The organism is Fulvimarina thalattae (assembly GCF_040239565.1).
Taxonomy (GTDB): domain Bacteria; phylum Pseudomonadota; class Alphaproteobacteria; order Rhizobiales; family Rhizobiaceae; genus Fulvimarina.
The window spans coordinates 17,801-39,605 of record NZ_JBEHWS010000014.1; the positions used below are offsets into that span (position 1 = coordinate 17,801).

The window sequence follows — 21,805 nt, forward strand, 5'->3', positions numbered from 1 at the left end:
TGCGTAGTGCAATCCGCTTTCGCAGACTTGGGGCGAAGGGCCGTGGAATAATCCCGTCTTTTCGCGCGGTAAGGATTCATCAACCATGTTTCCTGCAGATTGGCGCGGAACTCGGCCGAAGAAATCCGTGTGGTGAGCCCCATGATCAAAACCCGTCGCGGCGTCCTCGTCGCAATCGCCCTTTCGTCAGGGCTCCTCGTCTCCGGATGTTCGAGCATGTCCGGCCCCTCAAGCCGCGTGCTCGGTTACGCCTTCGATGGCGGACTCTCGAGCATGTACGGCTCCATGGAAGACGGTGGACGCATCGTACCCGCGATCTCGCCTGCCGTCCTGAAGGACCGCAATGTGCGCCGCGAAGTCGTTTGGACCGGCAAGGAAAAGCCGGGCACGATCGTTGTCGATACTGAAAACCACTATCTCTTCCTGGTTCAGGAAGGCGGCACCGCGCGTCGCTATGCCATCGGCGTCGGCAAACAGGGCTTCGCCTTTTCCGGGACCACGACCATCAAGCGCAAGGCGGACTGGCCGGGCTGGACGCCGACGAACAACATGATCGACCGCGATCCGGGTCGCTACAAGCAGTATGCCGGCGGCGTACCGGGCGGCCTCAACAACCCGCTCGGCGCTCGTGCGATGTATCTCTATCGCGGCGGCCGCGACACGTATTTCCGCATCCACGGCACCAACGAGCCTCACACGATCGGCCGGTCGATGTCCTCGGGCTGCATTCGCATGATGAATCAGGACGTGATCGATCTGGAAGATCGGGTGCCGATCGGCACCAAGGTCATCGTGCGGCGCGGTGCCTATCAGGACGGCGCGGCTACCGTCTGACGGACGAGTTCAAGACAACATTTAAAAAGCCGGCCTGAGAAAATCGCGCCGGCTTTTTCGTGTTCGGATGCGGTTGGCAGCCTATGGGTCGGCAGGCTCGAAGTTGAGCGCAACACCGTTGATGCAATAGCGCAAACCTGACGGCGGGGGGCCGTCCGGGAAGACGTGGCCCAGGTGACTGCCGCACTGGCTGCAATGACACTCGGTCCGCACCATGCCGTGGCTGGTATCGTGGCTTTCCTCGACCGCGCCATCAACGGGCGTGTCGAAGCTCGGCCACCCGGTGCCACTTTCGAACTTCGTCTTCGAAACGAAGAGCGGCTGCCCGCAACCGGCGCAGGTGAAGGTGCCGGCACGCTTCTCCGATAGCAGCGCGCAACTGCCAGGCCTCTCAGTGCCGTGCCGACGCATGACCTGATACTGTTCGGGCGTAAGCAGCTGGCGCCACTCTTCGTCTGTGCGCGTGACGGGAAACTGCTGGTCGCTCTGTACATCCATGATCTGAACTCCTCGAAATCTCTTACGCTCAATGTGGTTACGGACGCCACGCGAGCAAGACGTCTGGGACCTTATGCGCAGATCGTCGCGCCTCAAGGCTTTCTCGCGCAGGCCGCGGAACGCGAATCGGCCGACCGGAATTACAACGCAAGAAGCGTCGTCCTGGTCGAGGACAGCGCAGAGAAGTGAAGACTGATCCGGCAAGGAGCGTATCGACAGTGACCAAAGGACCGACGAAATTCGACAATCAGCAAAACCAGCCGGACGTGCAGGACCGCGACCAGGACCTCGGCTTCCGCAAGCAGGCGCCGAAGGCCCGCCCCTCGCTGGACAACGACTTCGACCGTCCGGGCAGCCCCGATGAGCTCGGCGGCGAACTGGAGCGCCGCCCTTCGCGCGCAGTCGAAGTGGACGAGGATACGGACGATCTGAAAAAGGGTCCACGAGACCTCGAAGAATAAGCGTTTCTCAGCACTCGTGAGGGCCGGCATTGCTGCCGGCTCTCCGAAGCGCACCCTGGCGGAAAAACGCCGACCTGCTCTCACCCGATGGCTGATGATTGGATGAACTCGCAGCCTTTGTCGTCCATCTCCTCCCGCGCCGCCGCACGCGATCCATCCATGTCGATCGCCCGGCAAGCATCCTCGATAACGAAAACTTTGAAGCCCGCCTCGCGCCCGTCCTGAGCCGTCCAGCTGACGCAGAAATCGTAGGCAAGGCCGCAGACGAAGAGGCGTGTGACGCCGCGCTCGCGCAGATAGCCCGCAAGACCCGTATCGGTCGTCCTGTCCGCCTCCTGAAAGGCCGAATAGCTATCCACCGCCGGGTGAAAGCCCTTGCGCACGATCATTTGCACCTGAGCGACATCTAGCTTCGGGTGAAATTCAGCGCCGGTCGATCCCATGACGCAGTGGTCGGGCCACAGCACCTGCGAGCCATAAGAGAGCTCGGTGGTCTCGAAGGGCTGCTTGCCATGACTGCTCGCAAAGGAGGCATGACCCGGCGTGTGCCAATCCTGAGTCTGCACGACGATACCAAAGCGTTGAGCGAGATCATTGATCACCGGCACGACAGCATCGCCGTCCGGCACGGCGAGCGCCCCACCCTCGCAGAAATCGTTCTGCACATCGACGATAGCGAGAGCATCGGTCCTAGTCGGTTTGATCGCTGCCATTCCGCGCCGTCTCCTTTCTGTGATCCTCAACGGATATGTCGAGCAGGGGCGCAATCTGACAATATGGCCACCATTGCCCGCTTTTTGGCCGCCTTCCCTTGGCGAAACGCCGCATTGCGCCAACATGGTGCGTGAACGAAATCTAAAGTCTTGCGAAGGTCTCATCCATGAACCGTTCCCGGCTCATTCTCGCAGCCTCAATTCTCACCCTCGGGGTCTCCTGGCATCCCGCCCTCGCCCAGTCGGATGACGAATCGGCGACGCCGCTGGCTGATCAGGATCTGAGCGAGGCAGCTCAATCCATAACAAATGGCGAGGATCCGATCTCATCGGAAAAGGTGGACGTCTCGCTCGGCGACTGGGATGTTCGGACGAAGATCTCGGAAGAACTCTCCGTCGCGATCTCGGACCTGCCTCTGACGATCGCGATCGACCCGGATCTTGCCAGCGAAGTCTGTCCGGTGCGCGAGAGCGATCTCGACCAACAGGAAACGGTGAGCGCGGTGCGAACCTGCGCGGCGAAATCGGTCAACGAGGACCTCATCGCGGCCGTGAAGAGCGATCTGGAAAGTCCCTCCGCAAGCGGTTCGGAGATGGGCACTGCGGGTATGGAGGATGGCTCTTCCGATGAGAGCGGTTCCGGCGATCAAGGCGGTTCATCAGAGGCCAACGATAGCTCGGCAGAAGCATCCTCCTCCGATGCCGATTCCGATACCGATACCGATACCGTGCCGGAAAACTGATACTGGTCTATCGCAACCTGAATTCGGTTCCTGATTCTCGACAGGCTGGGTCCGCATCCGGCGGCATGAAGAATAGAAAAGTTTGATTCTCAGATTTGCCTTTTCGCAACAGCAGCTTCCTGCTCGCATGTCTGAGCGAACCTCTCCAAAACCTGTCATAGCTTTGCCGGATTTTAGGACTTTGCCTTCAGGAACGGCAGCGTGATGCTGCGGCGGTAAGGTGCCGCCGGACGGAGGCTTTCAATCGCCTCCGAAGAAGCGATTTCGCTCAATTCGAACATGTTTGGGAAGCGACAAGTCGATGCGTGTAATTCGAACGCTGGTCTCGGTTCTGTCGATCGGTCTCCTTGCCGGCTGCGTGAGCGACTCGGGAGAGGCAGTCGAAAATGTCTTCGATCCGGTGGCCTATCAGGAAGACGCTCATTGCAAGAGCCTCCTCCTGAAGCCGGGCGAACTGGTCTATGCGCAGTGCCGGCTTGCGATGTCCCAGACCTATCTCAAAAACTACAATGCGCGGAAGAACGTCATCGAAGCCGAGATGGGGACCTCGATCTCTGAAACCTTCGAGCAGGCCCTTCGCGCCGACGCATTCTGCAACTATGACGAATCGATGAAGGTCGCGCCAAACGCCTTCGACGAAGCGGTTGGCGCTAATCTCGCATACGCGAACTGCGATACGACCCGCGCCGCAATCGAGCAGGAAATTTCCGCTCTCGGCCGTGATCCAACGACCTTCACCATGGCCGAGCAGCCGACCGTTCTGAAGCACAATGTGCAGACGATCCGCGACACCAAGGCGGTGATCAACGGCCCCGGCGCCTGATTCAAAAATCGAATTCGGATTACACAGAGTGATAATGATCTGATCAGGCTGGCATGCCGATGAAGCCGGTCGGAAAATCGGACATCATAAGAAAGGCCGGACATTGGGTGTCCGGCCTTTTCGATTCTCATACTTCGAATTGTCTCGACCGGCAGCTTTTGCCGACCGCTCTTCAGTTCGCGGTCTCGCTGCCGCCCTCGGCCGCATTGCCAGAAGACGTCTCTGGCGTTTCCGTTGCCGCCGGCGCGGAGCTATCCGCATCAGCCGGTGCCGCAGCGTCCGCATCCGCGAATTCCGCCTTGCAAGACTCCGACGAAGATTGAAGGAAGGCAAAAATCTCTTTCTGATCCGCCTCGGTCACACGACCGTCGCCAATCATGCGGTCGGACACCGGTGGCGCGACAACGGAAGCGATCAGGTAGTCACGCTGCGGATCGGACAATTCGTCGAGCGAAGCTTCCGCGAGGCATCCGCAAGCCGGTTTGCTCATCTCTTTCATCTGGATGCCGCAAAGCCCGGTAATCAGCTCGACCTGATTATCTTCGGAATAGCGCGGCAGTTCGAACTTTTCGCCGACCTGATTGCTCGGCTGCTCGCCTTGAATCTGAGTCGAGCTGGAGCTGTCATCGCTCACCGAGGGTGCGGCGCTTTCCATGTTCGCGGCCGGCTCGGACGCGTCAGGCTGCGTCGAGGAGCCATCCTGCGCGAAGCTGCTCGCGGAAAGGCCAAGGACGACTGCGGCAGCAAGCGCGAAGACACTCGATTGTCTCTTGAGGACGTTGTGCATGTTTTCTCCCAGAATTCTTGTTGTGCCGCTTCGCAACGCGACGCGGCCCAGTTCTCCCTGCCCGCCCCCCGCTTGAACACCGATCGCAGTGTCCGATGAGAACATGGCGAATCGCGCGCGAAAGGCGGAAGCGACACCGGCAGCCCTCATAGCGGGCCGAAGCGACGGACGCGCGTTAAATCTTGGAAAGGGCGGTCGCGGGATCGGATAGAATGCTTCGCAAGGTATCCCTTGCCGACATGAACAGCCGGCAAGGGGTCGAAGGACTTCTAAAGATCAATAGACGCGTTTCTTCGGCGCCATCTTCTCTTCCGGCATGCCCTCGGCGATGAAGTCGACGTGGACGGGGCGATAGCTGAGATCGACCTTGCCGGCTTCGGAGACCGTCGCGAGCGTATGGTGACGCCAGTTCTGGTCGTCTCTCTCGGTGAAATCCTCGCGGGCATGGGCTCCGCGGCTCTCCTTGCGGGCTTCGGCGGAGTAGACAGTCGTGATGGCGTTCGCCATCAAGTTCTCCAGCTCCAGCGTCTCGACGAGATCGGAATTCCAGATCATCGAGCGGTCGTTGACCCGAAGGTCCGACAGCTCGTCCCAGATTTCAGAGACACGCTTACAGCCGCTCTCCAGCGTTTCCTGCGTGCGGAAGACGGCAGCATCGTCCTGCATTGCCTTCTGCATGCGCTCCCTAACGGCAGCGGTTGGGCTAGAGCCGGACGCATGACGCACCTTGTCGAAGCGAGCCATGATCTTGTCGCAGGCCGTCTCGTTGATCTGCGGCGCGGGCGAATTGCGGTCGACCACCTGTCCGGCCTTGATCGCAGCGGCACGACCGAAGACGACGAGATCGATCAGCGAGTTCGAGCCGAGGCGGTTCGCGCCGTGAACCGAAGCACAGCCGGCTTCACCGACGGCCATCAGTCCGGGCACGATCTGGTCCGGATTGTCTGCGGTCGGGTTGAGGACCTCACCGTGATAATTCGTCGGGATGCCGCCCATATTGTAATGGACCGTCGGCAGAACCGGGATCGGCTCGCGCGTCACATCGACGCCGGCGAAGATCTTGGCGCTCTCCGAAATGCCCGGCAGGCGCTCGTGCAGGATCTTCGGGTCGAGATGGTCGAGATGGAGGAAGATGTGGTCCTTCTCCTTGCCGACGCCCCTGCCCTCGCGGATCTCCATGGTCATGCAGCGAGAGACGACGTCGCGGGATGCAAGGTCCTTCGCCGACGGCGCGTAGCGCTCCATGAAGCGCTCGCCTTCCGAATTGACGAGATAACCGCCCTCACCGCGCACACCTTCGGTGATGAGGCAGCCTGCGCCGTAAATGCCGGTCGGGTGGAACTGGACAAATTCCATGTCCTGAAGCGGCAGGCCGGCGCGGGCCACCATGCCGCCGCCGTCACCGGTGCAGGTGTGGGCAGAGGTTGCCGAGAAATAGGCGCGGCCATAACCGCCCGTCGCGAGGACCACCATCTTTGCCGAGAAGCGGTGGATGGTACCGTCGTCGAGATCCCAGGCAACGACACCGGTGCAGCGGCCGTCGTCGGACATGATCAGGTCGATCGCGAAATACTCGATGAAGAACTGCGCATTGTTCTTCAGCGACTGACCATAGAGCGTGTGAAGGATCGCATGGCCCGTCCGGTCCGCAGCGGCGCATGTGCGCTGGACCGGGGGGCCTTCGCCGAAGTTCTGCATATGGCCACCGAAGGGCCGCTGGTAGATCAGGCCATCTTCAGTGCGCGAGAACGGCACGCCATAGTGCTCGAGCTCGTAGACCGCCTTGGGTGCTTCCATGGCGAGATACTGCATGGCGTCGACATCGCCGAGCCAATCCGAGCCCTTCAGCGTATCGTAGAGATGCCACTGCCATGAGTCCGGCGTCATGTTCTTCAGCGAAGCCGCGATACCGCCCTGGGCTGCAACGGTGTGCGAGCGCGTCGGGAAGACCTTGGTGATGCAAGCGGTGCGAAGCCCTTGCTCTGCCATGCCGAGTGTCGCCCGCAGGCCAGAGCCACCGGCGCCGACCACGACGACGTCGAACTCGTGGTCGACATAGGTGTAGGCCTTGCCGTTCTGCTTCGATGCTTGCCGATGCGGCTGGCCGTTCGTCTCGTTACCCGCCATGGTTCAGCCTCCGAAGCTCATTTTCACGATCGCATAGAGGCCGAGGGCCGCGATCAGACAGGCGAAGAAGGTGTTGGCAATCGCCAGCGGCCACTTCATCGGCCCATGTACGTAATCTTCCAGGATCGTCTGCATGCCAAGCCGCATATGGACGCAGGCCGAGACGATCATCAGCGCTGCAAGCGTGCCGATAATCGGATTGCCGAAGGTTTCTCGCACCTCGGTGATGTCGTCGCCGATCGAGGCGAGGACGATGATGAGGAAGGTGGTGAAGAGCACGAGATTGGCGATCGCCGTCAGGCGCTGCTGCCAGAAATGCTCGGTACCGCCGCTGGAGGCGCCCATGCCGCGCACGCGGTTGAGGGGTGTCCGCATATCAGCCATTGAAACGTCCTTCCTGCTCAAAAAATCCAGATGCCGAGCCAAAGGATCACGGTGAGGCCCAGCGATCCGATCAGCGTCATCTGTGCAAATTTCGTGGAGGTCTCCTTCGAGAGGCCATGACCGGTATCCCAGATGAAATGCCGGATGCCGCCGAGCGCGTGGTGGAAGAGCGCCCAGCTATAGCCCATCAGGATGAGGATGCCGATGAACGAGCCGAAGAACCAGGACGCGGTCTCGAAGGCCTCCTCACCGCTCGCGGCGGCGGCCAGCCACCAGACGATCAGGATGGTTCCGAAATAGAGGGCGCCGCCGGTGATGCGGTGGACAATCGACATCGCCATCGTGGGGCGAAATTTGTAGATCGTCAGATGCGGCGAAAGTGGTCGGTTCGACTTCACGTCGGACATCTCGGTCCTTTCCGTCTTCGAATGCGAGCGGCTCGGCAGCTCATGATGCGGCGCACCATAGACCCATGCCCCCACTTCGTTCTAGATCGTCTTTAAAAGAAGCAACATAGGCACGAAAGCAAGATTTCCGCACGGTTGGCGCGTTGCGCAATGGCCCACGTCCGCTTTCAATCGATTGGCATGCCCGCTTTGCGGGGCCTCGACTGCCGGCATGAGTGAATTCGTCGCTCCGCGTCAGAATCATCGCGGCGGCAGGCTTCGGTCGGAAAAACGGATGACGAAGCTTTTCCAGTCGGCGGGAGCAGCAACCCGCTCGTAGAGCTGGCGTCCGGCTTCCGGATTGCGCGGCGAATGGAGAACGAGCTTTGACCAGCCGCGCGGGTCGGCTTCCTCGGCCAGAAGGTCGATCATAGCCTTGGCAATACCTTTTCGGCGGTGGTCTTGATCGACATAAATGTGGTCGGCAAGCCCGGAGCGCATACCGGTCCACAAATCAGGAATGTCGTAGAAGACGACGAAACCGACGAGCTCACCGTCGAGCCTTGCTCCCAGCACTTCCGCCGTGCGGTCCTGCAGCAGCTTTTCGGCATATGAAACGTCAGGCATTCCCGGAGCTTCGGAGAAGAGCGAACGGTTATAGGCCGCGATGAGCGGCGCCAGTTCCGCAGCTTCGCCCAATCGCAGGACGCGAATTTCGAAATCAGGCGCTGGCGTCTTTTCTCGGACATCATTCATGTCTGCGAAAATTCGGCGAAGAAGGGCGCGCGTCAAGCAGGTAGCTGGCGAATTCATCACGACGGAGTGTTCCCGATCGGGGGTGCGACGTCGAACCGACGGCTGGTCGCGGACCGACGGGAAGCCAAGTGGCGGTTCCTCATCAGGAAACGTCGCAGGAGGAGTCACCCATGTTTTTCGACAGCTGGTTCGGCACGCTGCGTGTCATCGTCGTCGCGCCGCTCGCCTATGCGGCCCTGATCGCGCTCATCCGCCTTTCGGGCAAACGTTCGCTCGCCAAGCTCAACGCCTTCGACATGATCGTCACCGTTGCGCTCGGTTCGACACTGGCTTCAGTCGTTCTGTCGTCGAGTGTCGCGCTTGCCGAGGGAATTCTTGCCTTTGCGGTTCTGCTGGGACTTCAGTTCGTGGTCGCCTGGAGTTCGGTTCGATCGGAGCGGTTCGAACGGCTGGTAAAGGCCGAACCGACGCTCCTCTTCTTCGACGGCCAGTTCCTCGAGCGGGTCATGCGTCGTGAGCGGATCGCACGCGACGAGATTCTCGCTCTCCTGAGGGCTGAGGGGGGTGAGCGAGCCTGAAAGGGTCAAAGCCGTCCTATTGAAGACCGACGGATCGTTCTCGATCATTGGAAAGCCGGACGGCGCAGATTTCGGGACGATAATACCGGTGCAGAATTTCGACACGGCCTTGGGGCAGCCGGTATGAACGTCGAAAATTGAGCCGATGTGCCGGATACAAAAAAGGCGGCTCACATGAACCGCCTTTCGTCATTCTGAGAGCATGAGGCTCTTAAGTCTTATTCAGCTGCGCCGGACTTGGCAGCTTCCTTTTCCGCCTTCGCCTTCTCGCGCTGTTCGGCTGCGATCTGGCGGGAGTCTTCGTTCAGACGACGGGCGCGCACATTGGTCGCCTCGACGATACGGGCCGACTTACCGCGGCGATTGCGCAGGTAATAGAGCTTGGCACGACGGACCTTGCCGCGACGCACGACTTCGACCGAATCGAGCTGTGGCGAGAAAACGGGAAACACGCGCTCGACGCCTTCGCCGTAGGAGATTTTGCGAACCGTGAAGTTCTCCTGCAGACCCTTGCCCGAGCGCGCGATGCAGACGCCCTCATAGGCCTGGACACGGGTGCGGGTACCTTCCGTAACGCGCACATTGACGCGGACGGTATCGCCGGCGGAGAATTCCGGGATTTTGCGGATGGCCGAAATGCGTTCGGCTTCGCTGGCTTCGAGTTCCTGGATGATATTCATGGCATAGCCTCAATTCGTTGCATTCCGGAGCGGATAAAACCCCGACATGGCCGATCAAACGGCTCTGTTATTCTGAGGAAATCGTGCGCGTCGTTACACCAAGCCCGGCGCTTTGTCACGGGGTGCATAACGACAAATCGGCAAAATCGTTCGTTCAATCGGCCTCAGCGATGGCTGAACCGCGAAAAGACGCTACCGATGAGGGCGGAAGCCTCTGCTCCGCCCTCAAGCTGTGTTCTCTTATTCTATAAACTCGACCGTGGCGCCCGGGCGGACCATCTTGGCAAGTTCGTAGGCATCCCAGTTCGTCAGCCGCACACAGCCATGGCTGTTGGTCTTGCCGATCTTGGAGGGCTCCGGCGTGCCATGAATGCCATAGGTGGGCTTTGACAGCGCGATCCAGATCGAGCCGACCGGGCCGTTCGGACCGGGCGGAATGGTCAGGATCTTGTCGTTTTCGCCCTGCTTGAAGTTGATCTTCGGGTTGTAGGTGTAGTTCGGATCGAACGCGATGCGATTGACCTGGACCGTTCCGGACGGTGACGGTGTCGAGCTCGAACCGATGGTGGAGGGATAGGCGGCGATCAGCTCGTCGAGGGCGTTGTAGACGCGCACCTGCTCGCGGCCCTTGTCGGCGACGATGCGCGCGACCTTGCCATCGACGTTCTTGCCGACACTCATGACCTTGATGCGAGTACCCGCCCGGGAGAAATCGGCTCCCGGATTGATCTCTTTCAGATAATCCTCGTCCATGTGGAATTTCTCGGCGAGCTTTTCGACCGGACGCTCGAAGCTCATCGCCGGGAGCTTGGCCTTCTCGGCGTAGTCGGTCGGTATCTGCGCCACATAGGGACCGCTGACATCCTCGGCCGTCAGCTCATAGCTGATGACGGCAGGACCGCCGGTTTCGTCCAGCATGTCCGCCAGAGCGCGGCTATCACCCGTGGAAAGCTTGCGTCCGAACTTCTCTTCATAAGCCGCGACCGCCTTGTTGACGTTGGAGCCCATACGTCCGTCGATAACGCCGGGGCTCATGCCCGCCCTGTCGAGAATCACCTGAAGCGCTGCCACAGCGGCCTTCTTGTCTTCACCCTGCGGGGTGGCGACCTGCGGAGCCGGATCGGTCTCCTCGATCGTCTGCTCCTGGAACGTCGGTTCGAGAGGATTGGCGCTTTCGGTGGGGCCGTTGGTCACGATGGGTGCATCGGGAGGCGGCAGATCAGCCTCAGGTCCCATCGGCTGGTTCGATTGCGGGAGCTCCGCTGCCTGGGTTTCGGGCTGCAAGTCTGGCTGCGGCTGATCGGACGGCGCCGGCAGCGGTGCGGCCTCGACCGGGCCGCCGTCGAATTGCGGGTCTTCGTCATAGGGATCGATCGTATTGGGACGTTCGTCCTCGAACCCACCAGGATTCTGGTTCGCCAAGGAATCACCCGGAAACTCGAAAGCCGGACCTTCGAGCGTTACCCCGGGCGGAGGAGGCCTGTCGAACACCTGACCGCGACGTTCCTCGAAGCGGTCACGGCGCTGCTGGAACCGATCCGGCTGAATGACCGCGACGACACGTCCATCGATATCGAGGAAGACTTCACGTCCGTACTGATCAACGTAGGAGTCGACGGCGTCGGGCGGGATATAGCCTTGCGCCTCGGCGCTCGGCACACTCATGGCGAGGCAGGCCAGCGCCGTGCTCATGGCGAGCAGACCGCGCAATGTCGTTCCCCGACCGTCCAATTTCATCCGTCCATCCCCTAAATCGAAATCGAAGCATTCCCGATCGGCCGAAGACGCAAGCGCCGGTCGGGTTTGAGATCGGGTTCATATGCGCCCTAAGTGTTTCTGATGCCCCATGAACGAGACATGAAAATGGCCGAAGGGGCGCTTGGCTGGAGCCGAGCTTGAATGCGAAGGCTTGTGCCGCCCTGCATGGTGCGGGATATCGCTGACAAATCGTCCGGAGCGACCGGATACAAACTGCAAGGAGACCTGCTCTATGGCCGAGACGCCCCCAGACCGCCTTTCGATCGATCCCTCCAGCCCGCACTACGATGGTGATGCCCTCGCACGAGGCGTCGGCATCCTTTTCAATGGTACGAAGAAGACCAATGTCGAGGAATACAGCGTTTCGGAAGGCTGGATAAAGGTTCAGGCCGGCAAGGCCCGCGACCGCAAGGGCAATCCGCTTCAGATCAAGCTGAAGGGCAAGGTCGAGCCCTATTTCGAGGACGAAACCGGCACATCCGAAGCCGAATAGCTCTCCGGCATCCACGCCGTACTTTCAACCGGCACCCTGCGTCTTGATGTTTCGAAAGGCGCACGCCCGGCCCATGCTCACCAAAAGAAAAGGGCAACCTCGCACCAATCGGCGAGGATGCCCTTTCAATTCCATAGACCGAAGCTGTGGCTATGCCGCGCTTCGCCTACGAGACAGTCACTTGTTGACCGAGTCCTTCAGGCCTTTGCCCGGAGTGAACTTCGGAACGTTGCGAGCGGGAATATCGACTTCCGCGCCGGTCGACGGATTGCGGCCCTTGGACGCGTTCCGGTGGGTGACGGCGAATGTGCCGAAACCGACGAGACGGATATCGCCACCGTCAGCGAGCGCTTCCTCGATCGTGCCGAATACAGCGTCGACGGCAGCGCTTGCCTGCTGCTTGGAAAGGTCGGCTTTCTCGGAAACCGCGCTGACCAGCTCGTTCTTGTTCATGGATTAATAACCTCCAGGCTTTCGAATCTCTGCGCATCCCAGCGCGGATTGGTGACAGAATGTGGCGCAGAATAGGCCTGACGGCAACGGTTTAGCGCCCTTCCTTCGCCCGATTCATAACAAAATCCGGCAACGAAGGAAGGTATTTGTTTAAAATTGGTTCGGTGAGCTTAGTGCGCAACAGCCGTTGCGCCCTCTTCCTCGAGGGGCGAACGTCCCTGAAGCGGTTCCTCGCTCTCCGACCATTCGACCGGTTCCGGCTGGCGCAACAGCGCATGCTCAAGAACCTCCCCCATACGTGATACGGGCACAATCTCAAGGTTGTTCTTCACGTTATCCGGGATTTCCGCCAGATCCTTGGCATTTTCCTCCGGGATCAGAACCTTCTTGATACCACCCCGCAGCGCAGCGAGAAGCTTTTCCTTCAAGCCGCCGATCGGAAGCACGCGGCCCCGCAGCGTGATCTCGCCGGTCATCGCGATATCCCGGCGAACCGGAATGCCCGTCAGAACCGAGATTATCGCCGTCGCCATGGCGGTGCCGGCGGACGGACCGTCCTTAGGCGTTGCACCTTCGGGAACGTGGACGTGAATGTCCCGCTTCTCGAAGAGCGGCGGCTTGACGCCATAGTCGAGGGCACGCGCGCGAACGTAGGATGCCGCAGCCGAGATCGACTCCTTCATCACATCCTTGAGGTTGCCGGTGACGGTCATCTTGCCCTTGCCGGGCATCATGATGCCTTCGATCGTTAGCAGTTCGCCGCCGACCTCAGTCCAGGCGAGACCTGTGACAACACCGACCTGATCCTCAGTCTCGGCTTCGCCAAACCGATACTTCTGCACTCCGAGATAATCGGAGATGTTCTCGGCCGTGACGTGAACCGTCTCGGTCTCGCCCTTGAGAATCGTAGTGACGGCCTTCCGGGCAAGCGTCATCAGCTCACGCTCGAAGTTACGAACGCCTGCTTCGCGTGTGTATCGCCGCGCGATCTCGTAAAGCGCACTGTCGTCGATCGAGAACTCGCTCTCCTTCAGCGCATGATCGCGAATTGCCTTCTGCAGGAGATGGCGTTTTGCGATCTCGACCTTCTCGTCTTCGGTGTAACCGGCAATCCGAATCACTTCCATACGGTCCATCAAAGGACCGGGGATGTTCAGCGTATTGGCGGTCGTCACGAACATGACCGGAGAGAGATCGTACTCGACCTCGAGATAGTGGTCCATGAAGGTGGAGTTCTGCTCCGGATCGAGCACTTCGAGCAGGGCCGAAGACGGATCGCCGCGGAAGTCCTGTCCCATCTTGTCGATCTCGTCGAGCAGGAAGAGCGGATTGGACTTCTTGGCCTTCTTCATCGACTGGATGACCTTACCGGGCATCGAGCCGATGTAAGTACGCCGGTGACCGCGAATCTCGGCCTCGTCGCGCACGCCGCCGAGTGCCATGCGAACATATTCGCGGCTCGTCGCCTTCGCGATCGACTTGGCAAGCGAGGTCTTACCGACGCCCGGAGGCCCGACGAGACACAGGATGGGTCCCTTCAGCTTGCTCTGCCGGCTCTGAACCGCGAGATATTCGACGATACGTTCCTTGACCTTTTCGAGGCCATAGTGATCGCCGTCGAGAATGCCCTCGGCCTTCTTGAGATCGATCTTGGCGCGTGAGGTCTTGCCCCAGGGCAAGCCCAGAAGCCAATCGAGATAGTTGCGTACGACCGTCGACTCGGCAGACATCGGAGACATCTGCTTGAGCTTTTTCATCTCCGCGTTGGCCTTTTCGAGGGCCTCCTTGGAGAGCTTGGTCTTCTTGATGCGCTCTTCCAGCTCGGCCATCTCGTCACGGCCGTCCTCGCCGTCGCCAAGTTCCTTCTGGATCGCCTTCATCTGCTCGTTGAGATAGTACTCGCGCTGCGTCTTCTCCATCTGGCGCTTGACGCGCGAGCGGATGCGCTTCTCGACCTGAAGGACCGAAATCTCGGATTCCATGAAGCCGAGCGCCTTTTCGAGCCGGTCCTTGACCGAGACGAGGCTGAGCATTTCCTGCTTCTCGGGAAGCTTGATCGCCAGATGCGAAGCGATCGTGTCCGCGAGCTTGGAGTAGTCGTCGATCTGGTTCGCCGCACCGACGACCTCGGGCGAAATCTTCTTGTTCAGCTTGACGTAGTTTTCGAACTCGGAAACCACCGAACGCGCGAGCGCTTCGAGCTCGACCGGATCGTCCTCGGCGCCTTCGATGAGACCAGCCGACGCCTCATACCACTCGGTGCGATCGGAAAAGCCTTCGATCTTGGCGCGCGACATACCCTCGACGAGCACCTTCACCGTGCCGTCGGGCAGCTTCAGAAGCTGAAGAACGTTGGCGACCGTTCCGATGTCGTAAATCGCATCGGCGGTCGGATCTTCGTCACTCGCGTTTTTCTGGGTCGCGAGCAAAATTTGCTTGTCCGCTCCCATGACCTCTTCGAGAGCCTTGATCGACTTCTCGCGGCCGACAAACAGCGGCACGATCATATGCGGAAAGACCACGATGTCGCGAAGCGGGAGGACCGGGTAGAGCACAGCCTCGTTCCGGTCTCGGCTTTCCGGCAAATTGGACATGATAATTCCTTTCTACGGCGAAGCGCCGTCTATCGAGCCCTCCGGACCGATCCTCGTCGGGAGCGATCATGCCGGAGCCTCTCACGCCCGCGAATGTGGGTCGCGAAGGCCCGTATTGCAAGCTTATGCAGCGTCACCAAACTGTCGCGCAGGAGGCTTGCGAGAAACCGGATCATCCACTTCCGTCGAACGCCGAAACCGGTTTCCCGCGTCAAGCTCGTCAGTCCGCTCAAAGCGCCAATTTCCGCTCTGGCCGGCGAGCTCCCACGCGAACCCTAGACCAAAGCGTCAAACGGTTGAAGCGATCGGAGCATGTATCCACGACCCTATTGTGGCGAGGCGTTTCGGGTTTCCACCGATCGCACCAACCAATTCCCGGCTCTAGAAACGCAAGAACCCGCCAGCTCGGGCGAGCGCGGCGGGTTCTCGTTCAGTTTTCGAAGCGTTCGTCGGCACGGATCAGGCGCTGACGTTTTCCTTTTCCTCGGTCCGCTCCGAATAGATGTACAGCGGACGCGCATTGCCCGCGATGACATCGTCCGAAACAACGACCTCCTGAACGCCTTCGAGGGTAGGCAGGTCGAACATGGTGTCGAGCAGCATGGCCTCCATGATGGAGCGCAGGCCACGAGCACCAGTCTTACGCTCGATCGCCTTGCGGGCGATCGCACCAAGCGCGTCGTCCTGGAAGGTCAGCTGAACGCTCTCCATGTCGAATAGCCGCTGGTACTGCTTGACCAAGGCGTTCTTTGGCTCCCTTAGAATCGAGATGAGGGCCTCCTCATCAAGGTCCTCAAGGGTCGCCAGAACCGGAAGACGGCCGACAAATTCGGGAATCAGCCCGAACTTCAGAAGGTCTTCCGGTTCAACCTGACGGAAGAGTTCGCCAGACCTGCGCTCATCCGGCGACTCGACATTCGCGGCAAATCCGATCGACGTCTTGCGACCGCGATCCGAGATGATCCGATCCAGCCCGGCGAACGCGCCGCCGCAGATGAAGAGGATGTTCGCCGTATCCACCTGCAGGAATTCCTGCTGCGGATGCTTTCGCCCACCCTGTGGCGGCACGGAAGCGACGGTGCCTTCCATGATCTTCAGGAGCGCCTGCTGCACACCCTCGCCCGAAACATCCCGCGTTATGGACGGATTGTCGGACTTGCGGCTGATCTTGTCGATCTCGTCGATATAGACGATGCCGCGCTGCGCACGCTCGACGTTGTAGTCGGCCGACTGAAGAAGCTTGAGGATGATGTTTTCGACATCCTCGCCGACATAACCAGCCTCGGTCAGCGTCGTCGCATCCGCCATCGTGAACGGCACGTCGATGATGCGGGCGAGCGTCTGGGCGAGCAGCGTCTTGCCGCAACCGGTCGGACCGATCAGCAGAATATTCGACTTCGCCAACTCGACGTCGTTGTTCTTCGACGCATGTGCCAGGCGCTTGTAGTGGTTGTGGACCGCGACGGACAGCACCTTCTTGGCGTGGGACTGACCGATCACGTAGTCGTCGAGAACCGCGATGATCTCCTGAGGAGAAGGCACCCCGTCCCGCGACTTCACCATCGAGGATTTGTTCTCCTCGCGGATGATGTCCATGCAAAGTTCGACACACTCGTCGCAAATGAAGACCGTTGGCCCGGCGATTAGCTTACGGACTTCGTGCTGGCTCTTTCCGCAGAAAGAGCAATAGAGCGTGTTCTTTGAGTCGCCGCCGCTCGTTTTGCTCATTCGTTCTTCCTTCCGGTTCGGGCGGTCCGCGAGGAGAGCCCGTCTCACGTTCGGCCCAACTTAGTCGCTGTCTTACACCTTAGCAAAGCCGGTGGCGATTTTGCGACGTAATCTGCCCAATTCTCCAACAGAGAATCATGATCTCCTATTGATCTTGAGCAGCGCTTAACGCCCGGCTTTGTTTTGTCGAGGCCCGTTTCGTCCTGATGACCTTACGAAGCGCTATTTGCGCCTTCCTGCTCGACCCGCGACGAATAGACCTTGTCGATCAAGCCGAATTCCTTGGATTCATCGGCGGTCATGAAGTGATCGCGGTCGAGCGTGCGCTCGATCGTCTCGTAATCCTGACCGGTATGCTTCACGTAAGTCTCGTTCAGCCGGCGCTTCAGCTTGATGATGTCCTGGGCGTGACGCTCGATGTCCGAGGCCTGACCCTGGAAGCCGCCGCTTGGCTGATGGACCATGATGCGGGCGTTCGGCGTTGCGAAGCGCATGTCCTTTTCGCCGGCGCAGAGCAGAAGCGAACCCATCGAAGCAGCCTGGCCGATGCAGAGTGTCGTCACGGCCGGGCGGATGAACTGCATCGTGTCGTAGATCGCCATACCGCTCGTCACGACGCCGCCGGGCGAGTTGATGTAAAGCGCGATTTCCTTCTTCGGGTTTTCCGCCTCCAGAAACAGAAGCTGCGCGCAGACGAGCGTCGCCATGGAATCTTCGATCGGGCCGGTGATGAAGATCACGCGTTCCTTCAGAAGGCGCGAGAAGATGTCGTATGCGCGCTCGCCACGGTTGGTCTGCTCAACCACCATCGGCACGAGATTCATGGCGGTTTCGATCGGATGCTTCATCGTAATGGGGTCTCGCTGGTCGCTTTTCGCCCCGATCGTGAAGGATCGAGGCGAATCAAATCAGATATTGAACTCTCGCGTAGATAGGACCGAGCCTAGGCGTGATGCAAGGCGGGACCATAACGGAAACCGTGCCCGATCATCCCATCTCCACTAGCCGCGACCCGGCCCGGCGGCATCGACGTCGCCACCTCCGGGCGGGATCGGTTTCCCGCCCGCATCCGATGTACCGTAATCGGTCGACGACGATGGCGCTGGCGACGGTTTCTCTTGGCTGTCGGCACGCTCGCCTTCGATCTGCCGCGAAGTGGACGAGGTCGTCTCGCCGCTCTCGGTAACGCGTATCGGCGGCGCGTTACCCTTGCGATCCTCGCCGAACCAGACGGTCATGTGCGGGAACGGAATCTCGATGCCGCGCTCGTCGGCCATCCGCTTGATGATGCCGCGATATGCGCGCCCGATGCCCCACTGCGTACCCGGCTTCGTCATAACGCGCCCGCGCATAACGACGGCCGAATCGGCAAGCTCCTGCACACCCCACATCTCCATTTCGCCGATCAGGTTTTCGGCGACAGCGGTCGTCTTCAGTTCGCCGAAGGCGTCGACCATCATCTGTTCGACCTTTGCGGTGTCCTCGCGATAGGCGACTCCGATATCCGCGACGTAGTAGGCAAAATCCTTCGAATAGTTGGACACCTGATCGACCGACGAGAATGGGATCAGGCACCAGGTGCCGTCGATCGTGCGCAGACCCACCGAGCGGACGGTGAGCTGCTCGACCTCGCCGGTCACGCCGTTCACCTCGACGATATCGCCCTCGTTCATCGCATTCTGAATTTGGATGAACGCGCCCGTAATGATGTCCTGCACGAATTTCTGGGCGCCGAAACCGATGGCGAGACCGACGACACCGGCACCGGCAAGGAGTGGCGCTATGTCGATACCGATCTGGCTGAGCACGAGCATCGTCACGACGACCACCATCGTGATGGTGAAGGCGTTGCGGAACAGCGAAAGCAGCGTCCGCTCACGGGCTGTCGGGATCGTACCGTAGTTGGGATTGAGCCGATACTCGATCCATGAAGAAACGGCGATGTAGATGGCCACTCCGATCACGAGGATGATGCCACCGCCTATCAAGCCGCCGACAAAGGACTGACCCGGCTCGGAGGCGAGCCAGTTGGAGTAACTCACGATCGACCACGCCTCCAGGACGTAGGCAAGGACCGCGATGACGACGAAGACACGGACGACCGTCAGTGCGTTGGGGATAAAGCTGTTCACGCGCTTTTCGAGCAGCGGGAGCTTATCCTTCACCGTTTCCGGGATCGGAATGCCGCTCGCGATCCAGCGGCTCAGAACCGACACGATCAGTCCGCCGACGGCCATTGCGGCGATGGTCTTCAGCGTCCCGAGCGTCAGGAAGCGCAGTCCCTCCTCCGGACTTCTGAGCCAGACGATGAAGGCAGCGAGAATGAAGCCGATCGCGACGATCCACCAGATCTGGCCGATGAACGCATTGATCTGTGCGCCGACGCTGTTGTCGCCGTCCTTCTTGGCGCGCTTGAGCCGCTCACGCACGGTCCCGCGGTTCTTCAGGACGAGAAAGATACCCATGACAACACAAGCGATCACGACGATGAAGCGCGTCGCATCGGCCGCCTGAATGGTGGTCGCCGAGCGAATGACGGGCGCGACGAACAGGAATGTGTAGCCGAGCACCGAAATGAAACGTGAGAGCCAGAAATACCAATAGCTGGCCTGACGGTTGGAGAACGGTGTCAGCCGCAGGCCCGGATAGTTCGGCGAGACGAATAGGGCGAGCACCACCTTGATCATCTCGATGACGAGGAAGGCGTTGAGGAAGAGCTGCTGGTTGAAGCCGGGCTGCCCGTCGGCGAAGACCGAGGCGGCAACGATACCGCCTGCCCAGCTGAGGACGATCGAGAGCGCATCGATGAGACCCGAGAGGACAAGCAGGAGCAGCTTGTTGAGCGGGCTCGCATGAGCGCTCGTTTCGGCAAGGCTGCGGAATATCGGCGCCTTGGCAAGGCGACCGAGACCCAAAACCAGGAACACCACGATCGCGACAAGGCCTACGGGCAGCACGGCCTTGAGGATTGCCGGTATGTCGAGCGAGCCGGCGCCTGAAAGGACAGCTCCTGACGAGCGCACGCTTTCCAGGATATCCGAGCCTGCTTCGGCGGCGCTGCCGACGAACATGCGCACGCCATCGGCGATACGCGCAGGCAGAGTCTGGTCCGGATCGGGTGCGTCGATCAGTCCGCCTTCCTCACCCTCTCCGTTCGGCGCCTGGTAGGCTGCCGCCTTCAGCGAGTCGAGCAGCTTTGCGCGCGTCTCCTCGTTTTCGAGGATCGAGATGAGGTCGTCGAGACTGGGTTCGCTGCCCTCTCCGGACGAGGATGCCTCGGTCGAACTCGGAGCAGCGGCCGGCGATTGCGCATGGCTGGGCGTGATTTGGGCGAAGAAGATGGCAGCCACGATCGTCAATATGGCTGTCGAGATGCGACGCATGCGAAGTCCTGTCCCTGATTTTGCGATGTCCTGGCATTCGTTCGGCGCGGCCGAACCACAACGAGTGGCCCGGAGGAAGCGGTTTATTCGTCAGCCGACACCGGCGTGGATAGCGCAGATCGTGACGACGGTTTGGCTGAGAACGAAAAAGGCCGGCGCTTGGCCGGCCTTCGGACTCACTAATGCGTGAAGTTTTCCTCAGGAGGCGACGCTGAGCGCCTCGTCTTCCTCGTCTTCCGCGAGGAGTTCGTCCTTGCTGACCACCTTGTCCGTCACATCCGCTTCGGCGAGGAGCTTGTCGATGACCTTGTCCTCGTAGATCGGCGCACGAAGGCTGGCGAGAGCGTCCGGGTTCTTCTGATAGAACTCGTAGACCTGCTGTTCCTGGCCCGGATAGCGCCGCAGCTGGTCGAACATTGCCCTCTGCAATTCTTCCTCACTCACCTGAATGCCGGCCTTCTCACCGATTTCAGAGAGGACGAGACCGAGACGCACGCGGCGTTCCGCAAGCTTGCGGTACTCTTCCTTGGCCTTTTCCTCGGTGGTGTCCTCGTCCTCGAAGGTCTTGCCGGATCGCGAGAGTTCGGCCTGCACCTGATTCCAGATGTTGTTGAACTCGGCCTCGACCAGCTTCTCGGGAAGCTCGAACGAATAGGTCTCGTCCAGAGAATCGAGAATCTGGCGCTTCACCTTCTGGCGGGTCGCCTGACCGTACTGGCTCTCGATCTGCTCACGGACGACCGTGCGGAGACGCTCCTCTGATTCAAGACCAAGCTTCTTGGCGAGCTCGTCGTTGATCTCGACCTCCGCGGGCGACGCCACGGACTTGATCGTGGTGTCGAAGGTCGCTTCCTTGCCCGCGAGATCCGGTGCGCCGTAATCCTCAGGGAAAGTCACGACGACCTGTTTTTCGTCACCCGCCGAGACGCCGATGAGCTGTTCTTCGAAGCCCGGAATGAACTGGTTCGAACCAAGCACGAGGTTCGAGTCGGTCGCCGAACCGCCCTGGAAGGCTTCGCCATCGATCTTGCCCACGAAATCGAGGGTCACCCGGTCGCCGTCCTCGGCCGCGCCGTCCTTCGGCGTGTATTCGCGGGCATTCTCGGCCACGCGCTTGACCTGTTCCTCGACTTCCTCATCCGGAACCTCGACGATCGGCCGCTCGATCTTCATGCCTTCCGTGCTAGCCAGCTCGAAGTTCGGAAGCTTTTCGTAGGAAAGCGTGAACTTGAAGTCGGACTTGCCGTCCAGCACCTTCTGGGCTTCCGCCTCGTCCTCGGTCATGTCGATTTCAGGCTGCATGGCCGAACGCTCGTTGCGCTCGGCGATGATGTTGCGCGGCGTGTCCTTCAGGATCTCGTTGACGATCTCCGCCATGAACGACTTGCCGTACATCTTGCGCAAATGAGACACGGGCACCTTGCCGGGCCGGAAGCCCTTCAATTGCACCTTGTCTTTTGCCTCGTGCAGCCGGGTCTGAAGCCGTGCCTCCAGGTCCGAGGCCGGTACGACCACCTCGATCTCCCGCTTGAGGCCCTCGGCCTTCGTTTCCGTCACCTGCATTCTTTATACCTTCTTTGTCCTGACGGCCTCGAGCCATCGTAACAGCCGTCGATCCCGTTCTTG

Annotated in this window: 21 protein-coding genes; 6 read left to right on the forward strand and 15 right to left on the reverse strand. The window is 60.2% G+C overall.

Going from position 1 to position 21,805, the window contains the following annotated elements:
* The first annotated feature begins 141 nt into the window (after positions 1-141).
* Positions 142-834: a L,D-transpeptidase gene (locus ABRA89_RS15935; protein WP_349942485.1), complete on the forward strand. Its 693-nt coding sequence runs from the start codon at positions 142-144 to the stop codon at positions 832-834.
* An 81-nt stretch (positions 835-915) separates the two neighbouring features.
* On the opposite strand, the gene msrB is transcribed toward ABRA89_RS15935, so the two are convergent.
* The gene (msrB, locus tag ABRA89_RS15940; protein ID WP_349942486.1) at positions 916-1,332 is read right to left on the reverse strand and encodes a peptide-methionine (R)-S-oxide reductase MsrB; all 417 of its coding nucleotides are present in this window, start codon (positions 1,330-1,332) and stop codon (positions 916-918) included.
* Positions 1,333-1,550: 218 nt separating this feature from the next.
* Here msrB and ABRA89_RS15945 point away from each other — a divergent pair, with 218 nt between their 5' ends.
* The gene (locus ABRA89_RS15945; RefSeq protein ID WP_349942487.1) at positions 1,551-1,793 is read left to right on the forward strand and encodes a hypothetical protein; all 243 of its coding nucleotides are present in this window, start codon (positions 1,551-1,553) and stop codon (positions 1,791-1,793) included.
* A gap of 80 nt (positions 1,794-1,873) precedes the next feature.
* On the opposite strand, the gene pncA is transcribed toward ABRA89_RS15945, so the two are convergent.
* A complete protein-coding gene (gene pncA / locus ABRA89_RS15950; protein ID WP_349942488.1) occupies positions 1,874-2,506 on the reverse strand; it encodes a bifunctional nicotinamidase/pyrazinamidase in 633 nt (210 codons plus the stop codon).
* Positions 2,507-2,673: 167 nt separating this feature from the next.
* Between pncA and ABRA89_RS15955 the strand changes: the two genes are divergently transcribed.
* Together ABRA89_RS15955 and ABRA89_RS15960 are read left to right on the forward strand one after the other, a co-directional pair.
* Positions 2,674-3,249: a hypothetical protein gene (locus ABRA89_RS15955; RefSeq protein ID WP_349942489.1), complete on the forward strand. Its 576-nt coding sequence runs from the start codon at positions 2,674-2,676 to the stop codon at positions 3,247-3,249.
* Positions 3,250-3,550: 301 nt separating this feature from the next.
* The gene (locus ABRA89_RS15960; RefSeq protein ID WP_349942490.1) at positions 3,551-4,072 is read left to right on the forward strand and encodes a hypothetical protein; all 522 of its coding nucleotides are present in this window, start codon (positions 3,551-3,553) and stop codon (positions 4,070-4,072) included.
* Positions 4,073-4,244: 172 nt separating this feature from the next.
* Here the strand turns inward: ABRA89_RS15960 and ABRA89_RS15965 are convergent, their stop codons facing one another.
* The 5 genes from ABRA89_RS15965 to ABRA89_RS15985 all read right to left on the reverse strand — a co-directional run bounded on the left by ABRA89_RS15965 (position 4,245) and on the right by ABRA89_RS15985 (position 8,512).
* The gene (locus ABRA89_RS15965) at positions 4,245-4,859 is read right to left on the reverse strand and encodes a hypothetical protein (protein ID WP_349942491.1); all 615 of its coding nucleotides are present in this window, start codon (positions 4,857-4,859) and stop codon (positions 4,245-4,247) included.
* Between the two features lie 276 nt (positions 4,860-5,135).
* Positions 5,136-6,986 (reverse strand): succinate dehydrogenase flavoprotein subunit, encoded by a 1,851-nt coding sequence (gene sdhA, locus ABRA89_RS15970; RefSeq protein ID WP_349942492.1) that lies wholly within the window; start codon positions 6,984-6,986, stop codon positions 5,136-5,138.
* Positions 6,987-6,989: 3 nt separating this feature from the next.
* Positions 6,990-7,370 (reverse strand): succinate dehydrogenase, hydrophobic membrane anchor protein, encoded by a 381-nt coding sequence (gene sdhD / locus ABRA89_RS15975; protein WP_349942493.1) that lies wholly within the window; start codon positions 7,368-7,370, stop codon positions 6,990-6,992.
* Between the two features lie 17 nt (positions 7,371-7,387).
* Entirely contained in the window at positions 7,388-7,777 is a 390-nt protein-coding gene (gene sdhC, locus ABRA89_RS15980; RefSeq protein WP_349942494.1) for a succinate dehydrogenase, cytochrome b556 subunit, read from the reverse strand.
* 240 nt (positions 7,778-8,017) lie between these two features.
* Complete coding sequence (locus tag ABRA89_RS15985; RefSeq protein WP_349942495.1) at positions 8,018-8,512, reverse strand: GNAT family N-acetyltransferase; 495 nt, start codon at positions 8,510-8,512, stop codon at positions 8,018-8,020.
* A 170-nt stretch (positions 8,513-8,682) separates the two neighbouring features.
* Between ABRA89_RS15985 and ABRA89_RS15990 the strand changes: the two genes are divergently transcribed.
* Positions 8,683-9,090 carry a DUF421 domain-containing protein gene (locus ABRA89_RS15990; RefSeq protein WP_349942496.1) on the forward strand — a complete coding sequence of 136 codons (408 nt, stop codon included), beginning with the start codon at positions 8,683-8,685 and terminating at the stop codon, positions 9,088-9,090.
* A gap of 218 nt (positions 9,091-9,308) precedes the next feature.
* Here ABRA89_RS15990 and rplS read toward each other — a convergent pair whose 3' ends face one another.
* The gene (gene rplS, locus ABRA89_RS15995) at positions 9,309-9,770 is read right to left on the reverse strand and encodes a 50S ribosomal protein L19 (protein WP_349942497.1); all 462 of its coding nucleotides are present in this window, start codon (positions 9,768-9,770) and stop codon (positions 9,309-9,311) included.
* Positions 9,771-10,010: 240 nt separating this feature from the next.
* Positions 10,011-11,507, reverse strand: a complete 1,497-nt coding sequence (locus ABRA89_RS16000) for a L,D-transpeptidase family protein (protein WP_349942498.1) — start codon at positions 11,505-11,507, stop codon at positions 10,011-10,013.
* 253 nt (positions 11,508-11,760) lie between these two features.
* On the opposite strand from ABRA89_RS16000, the gene ABRA89_RS16005 reads away from it, so the two are divergent.
* Positions 11,761-12,021 carry a DUF3297 family protein gene (locus tag ABRA89_RS16005; RefSeq protein ID WP_349942499.1) on the forward strand — a complete coding sequence of 87 codons (261 nt, stop codon included), beginning with the start codon at positions 11,761-11,763 and terminating at the stop codon, positions 12,019-12,021.
* A 177-nt stretch (positions 12,022-12,198) separates the two neighbouring features.
* Here ABRA89_RS16005 and ABRA89_RS16010 read toward each other — a convergent pair whose 3' ends face one another.
* From ABRA89_RS16010 to tig, 6 genes are all read right to left on the reverse strand, one after another.
* Complete coding sequence (locus ABRA89_RS16010) at positions 12,199-12,474, reverse strand: HU family DNA-binding protein (RefSeq protein ID WP_349942500.1); 276 nt, start codon at positions 12,472-12,474, stop codon at positions 12,199-12,201.
* A gap of 170 nt (positions 12,475-12,644) precedes the next feature.
* Positions 12,645-15,068 (reverse strand): endopeptidase La, encoded by a 2,424-nt coding sequence (gene lon, locus ABRA89_RS16015; RefSeq protein WP_349942501.1) that lies wholly within the window; start codon positions 15,066-15,068, stop codon positions 12,645-12,647.
* 459 nt (positions 15,069-15,527) lie between these two features.
* Positions 15,528-16,796, reverse strand: a complete 1,269-nt coding sequence (gene clpX / locus ABRA89_RS16020) for an ATP-dependent Clp protease ATP-binding subunit ClpX (RefSeq protein ID WP_349942502.1) — start codon at positions 16,794-16,796, stop codon at positions 15,528-15,530.
* 212 nt (positions 16,797-17,008) lie between these two features.
* Positions 17,009-17,644 carry an ATP-dependent Clp protease proteolytic subunit gene (locus ABRA89_RS16025; protein WP_349942503.1) on the reverse strand — a complete coding sequence of 212 codons (636 nt, stop codon included), beginning with the start codon at positions 17,642-17,644 and terminating at the stop codon, positions 17,009-17,011.
* Between the two features lie 153 nt (positions 17,645-17,797).
* Positions 17,798-20,179 carry a mechanosensitive ion channel domain-containing protein gene (locus ABRA89_RS16030; RefSeq protein ID WP_349942504.1) on the reverse strand — a complete coding sequence of 794 codons (2,382 nt, stop codon included), beginning with the start codon at positions 20,177-20,179 and terminating at the stop codon, positions 17,798-17,800.
* Positions 20,180-20,377: 198 nt separating this feature from the next.
* Positions 20,378-21,742 carry a trigger factor gene (tig, locus tag ABRA89_RS16035; protein ID WP_349942505.1) on the reverse strand — a complete coding sequence of 455 codons (1,365 nt, stop codon included), beginning with the start codon at positions 21,740-21,742 and terminating at the stop codon, positions 20,378-20,380.
* Between the last annotated feature and the right edge of the window lie 63 nt (positions 21,743-21,805).

Bases quoted from the DNA above. Each gene is read 5' to 3' on its own strand.
- ABRA89_RS15935 (WP_349942485.1), top strand. From the start codon at position 142: ATGATCAAAACCCGTCGCGGCGTCCTCGTCGCAATCGCCCTTTCGTCA.
- msrB (WP_349942486.1), bottom strand. From the start codon at position 1,332: ATGGATGTACAGAGCGACCAGCAGTTTCCCGTCACGCGCACAGACGAA.
- pncA (WP_349942488.1), bottom strand. From the start codon at position 2,506: ATGGCAGCGATCAAACCGACTAGGACCGATGCTCTCGCTATCGTCGAT.
- ABRA89_RS15955 (WP_349942489.1), top strand. From the start codon at position 2,674: ATGAACCGTTCCCGGCTCATTCTCGCAGCCTCAATTCTCACCCTCGGG.
- ABRA89_RS15960 (WP_349942490.1), top strand. From the start codon at position 3,551: ATGCGTGTAATTCGAACGCTGGTCTCGGTTCTGTCGATCGGTCTCCTT.
- ABRA89_RS15965 (WP_349942491.1), bottom strand. From the start codon at position 4,859: ATGCACAACGTCCTCAAGAGACAATCGAGTGTCTTCGCGCTTGCTGCC.
- sdhA (WP_349942492.1), bottom strand. From the start codon at position 6,986: ATGGCGGGTAACGAGACGAACGGCCAGCCGCATCGGCAAGCATCGAAG.
- sdhD (WP_349942493.1), bottom strand. From the start codon at position 7,370: ATGGCTGATATGCGGACACCCCTCAACCGCGTGCGCGGCATGGGCGCC.
- sdhC (WP_349942494.1), bottom strand. From the start codon at position 7,777: ATGTCCGACGTGAAGTCGAACCGACCACTTTCGCCGCATCTGACGATC.
- ABRA89_RS15985 (WP_349942495.1), bottom strand. From the start codon at position 8,512: ATGAATGATGTCCGAGAAAAGACGCCAGCGCCTGATTTCGAAATTCGC.
- ABRA89_RS15990 (WP_349942496.1), top strand. From the start codon at position 8,683: ATGTTTTTCGACAGCTGGTTCGGCACGCTGCGTGTCATCGTCGTCGCG.
- rplS (WP_349942497.1), bottom strand. From the start codon at position 9,770: ATGAATATCATCCAGGAACTCGAAGCCAGCGAAGCCGAACGCATTTCG.
- ABRA89_RS16000 (WP_349942498.1), bottom strand. From the start codon at position 11,507: ATGAAATTGGACGGTCGGGGAACGACATTGCGCGGTCTGCTCGCCATG.
- ABRA89_RS16005 (WP_349942499.1), top strand. From the start codon at position 11,761: ATGGCCGAGACGCCCCCAGACCGCCTTTCGATCGATCCCTCCAGCCCG.
- ABRA89_RS16010 (WP_349942500.1), bottom strand. From the start codon at position 12,474: ATGAACAAGAACGAGCTGGTCAGCGCGGTTTCCGAGAAAGCCGACCTT.
- lon (WP_349942501.1), bottom strand. From the start codon at position 15,068: ATGTCCAATTTGCCGGAAAGCCGAGACCGGAACGAGGCTGTGCTCTAC.
- clpX (WP_349942502.1), bottom strand. From the start codon at position 16,796: ATGAGCAAAACGAGCGGCGGCGACTCAAAGAACACGCTCTATTGCTCT.
- ABRA89_RS16025 (WP_349942503.1), bottom strand. From the start codon at position 17,644: ATGAAGCATCCGATCGAAACCGCCATGAATCTCGTGCCGATGGTGGTT.
- ABRA89_RS16030 (WP_349942504.1), bottom strand. From the start codon at position 20,179: ATGCGTCGCATCTCGACAGCCATATTGACGATCGTGGCTGCCATCTTC.
- tig (WP_349942505.1), bottom strand. From the start codon at position 21,742: ATGCAGGTGACGGAAACGAAGGCCGAGGGCCTCAAGCGGGAGATCGAG.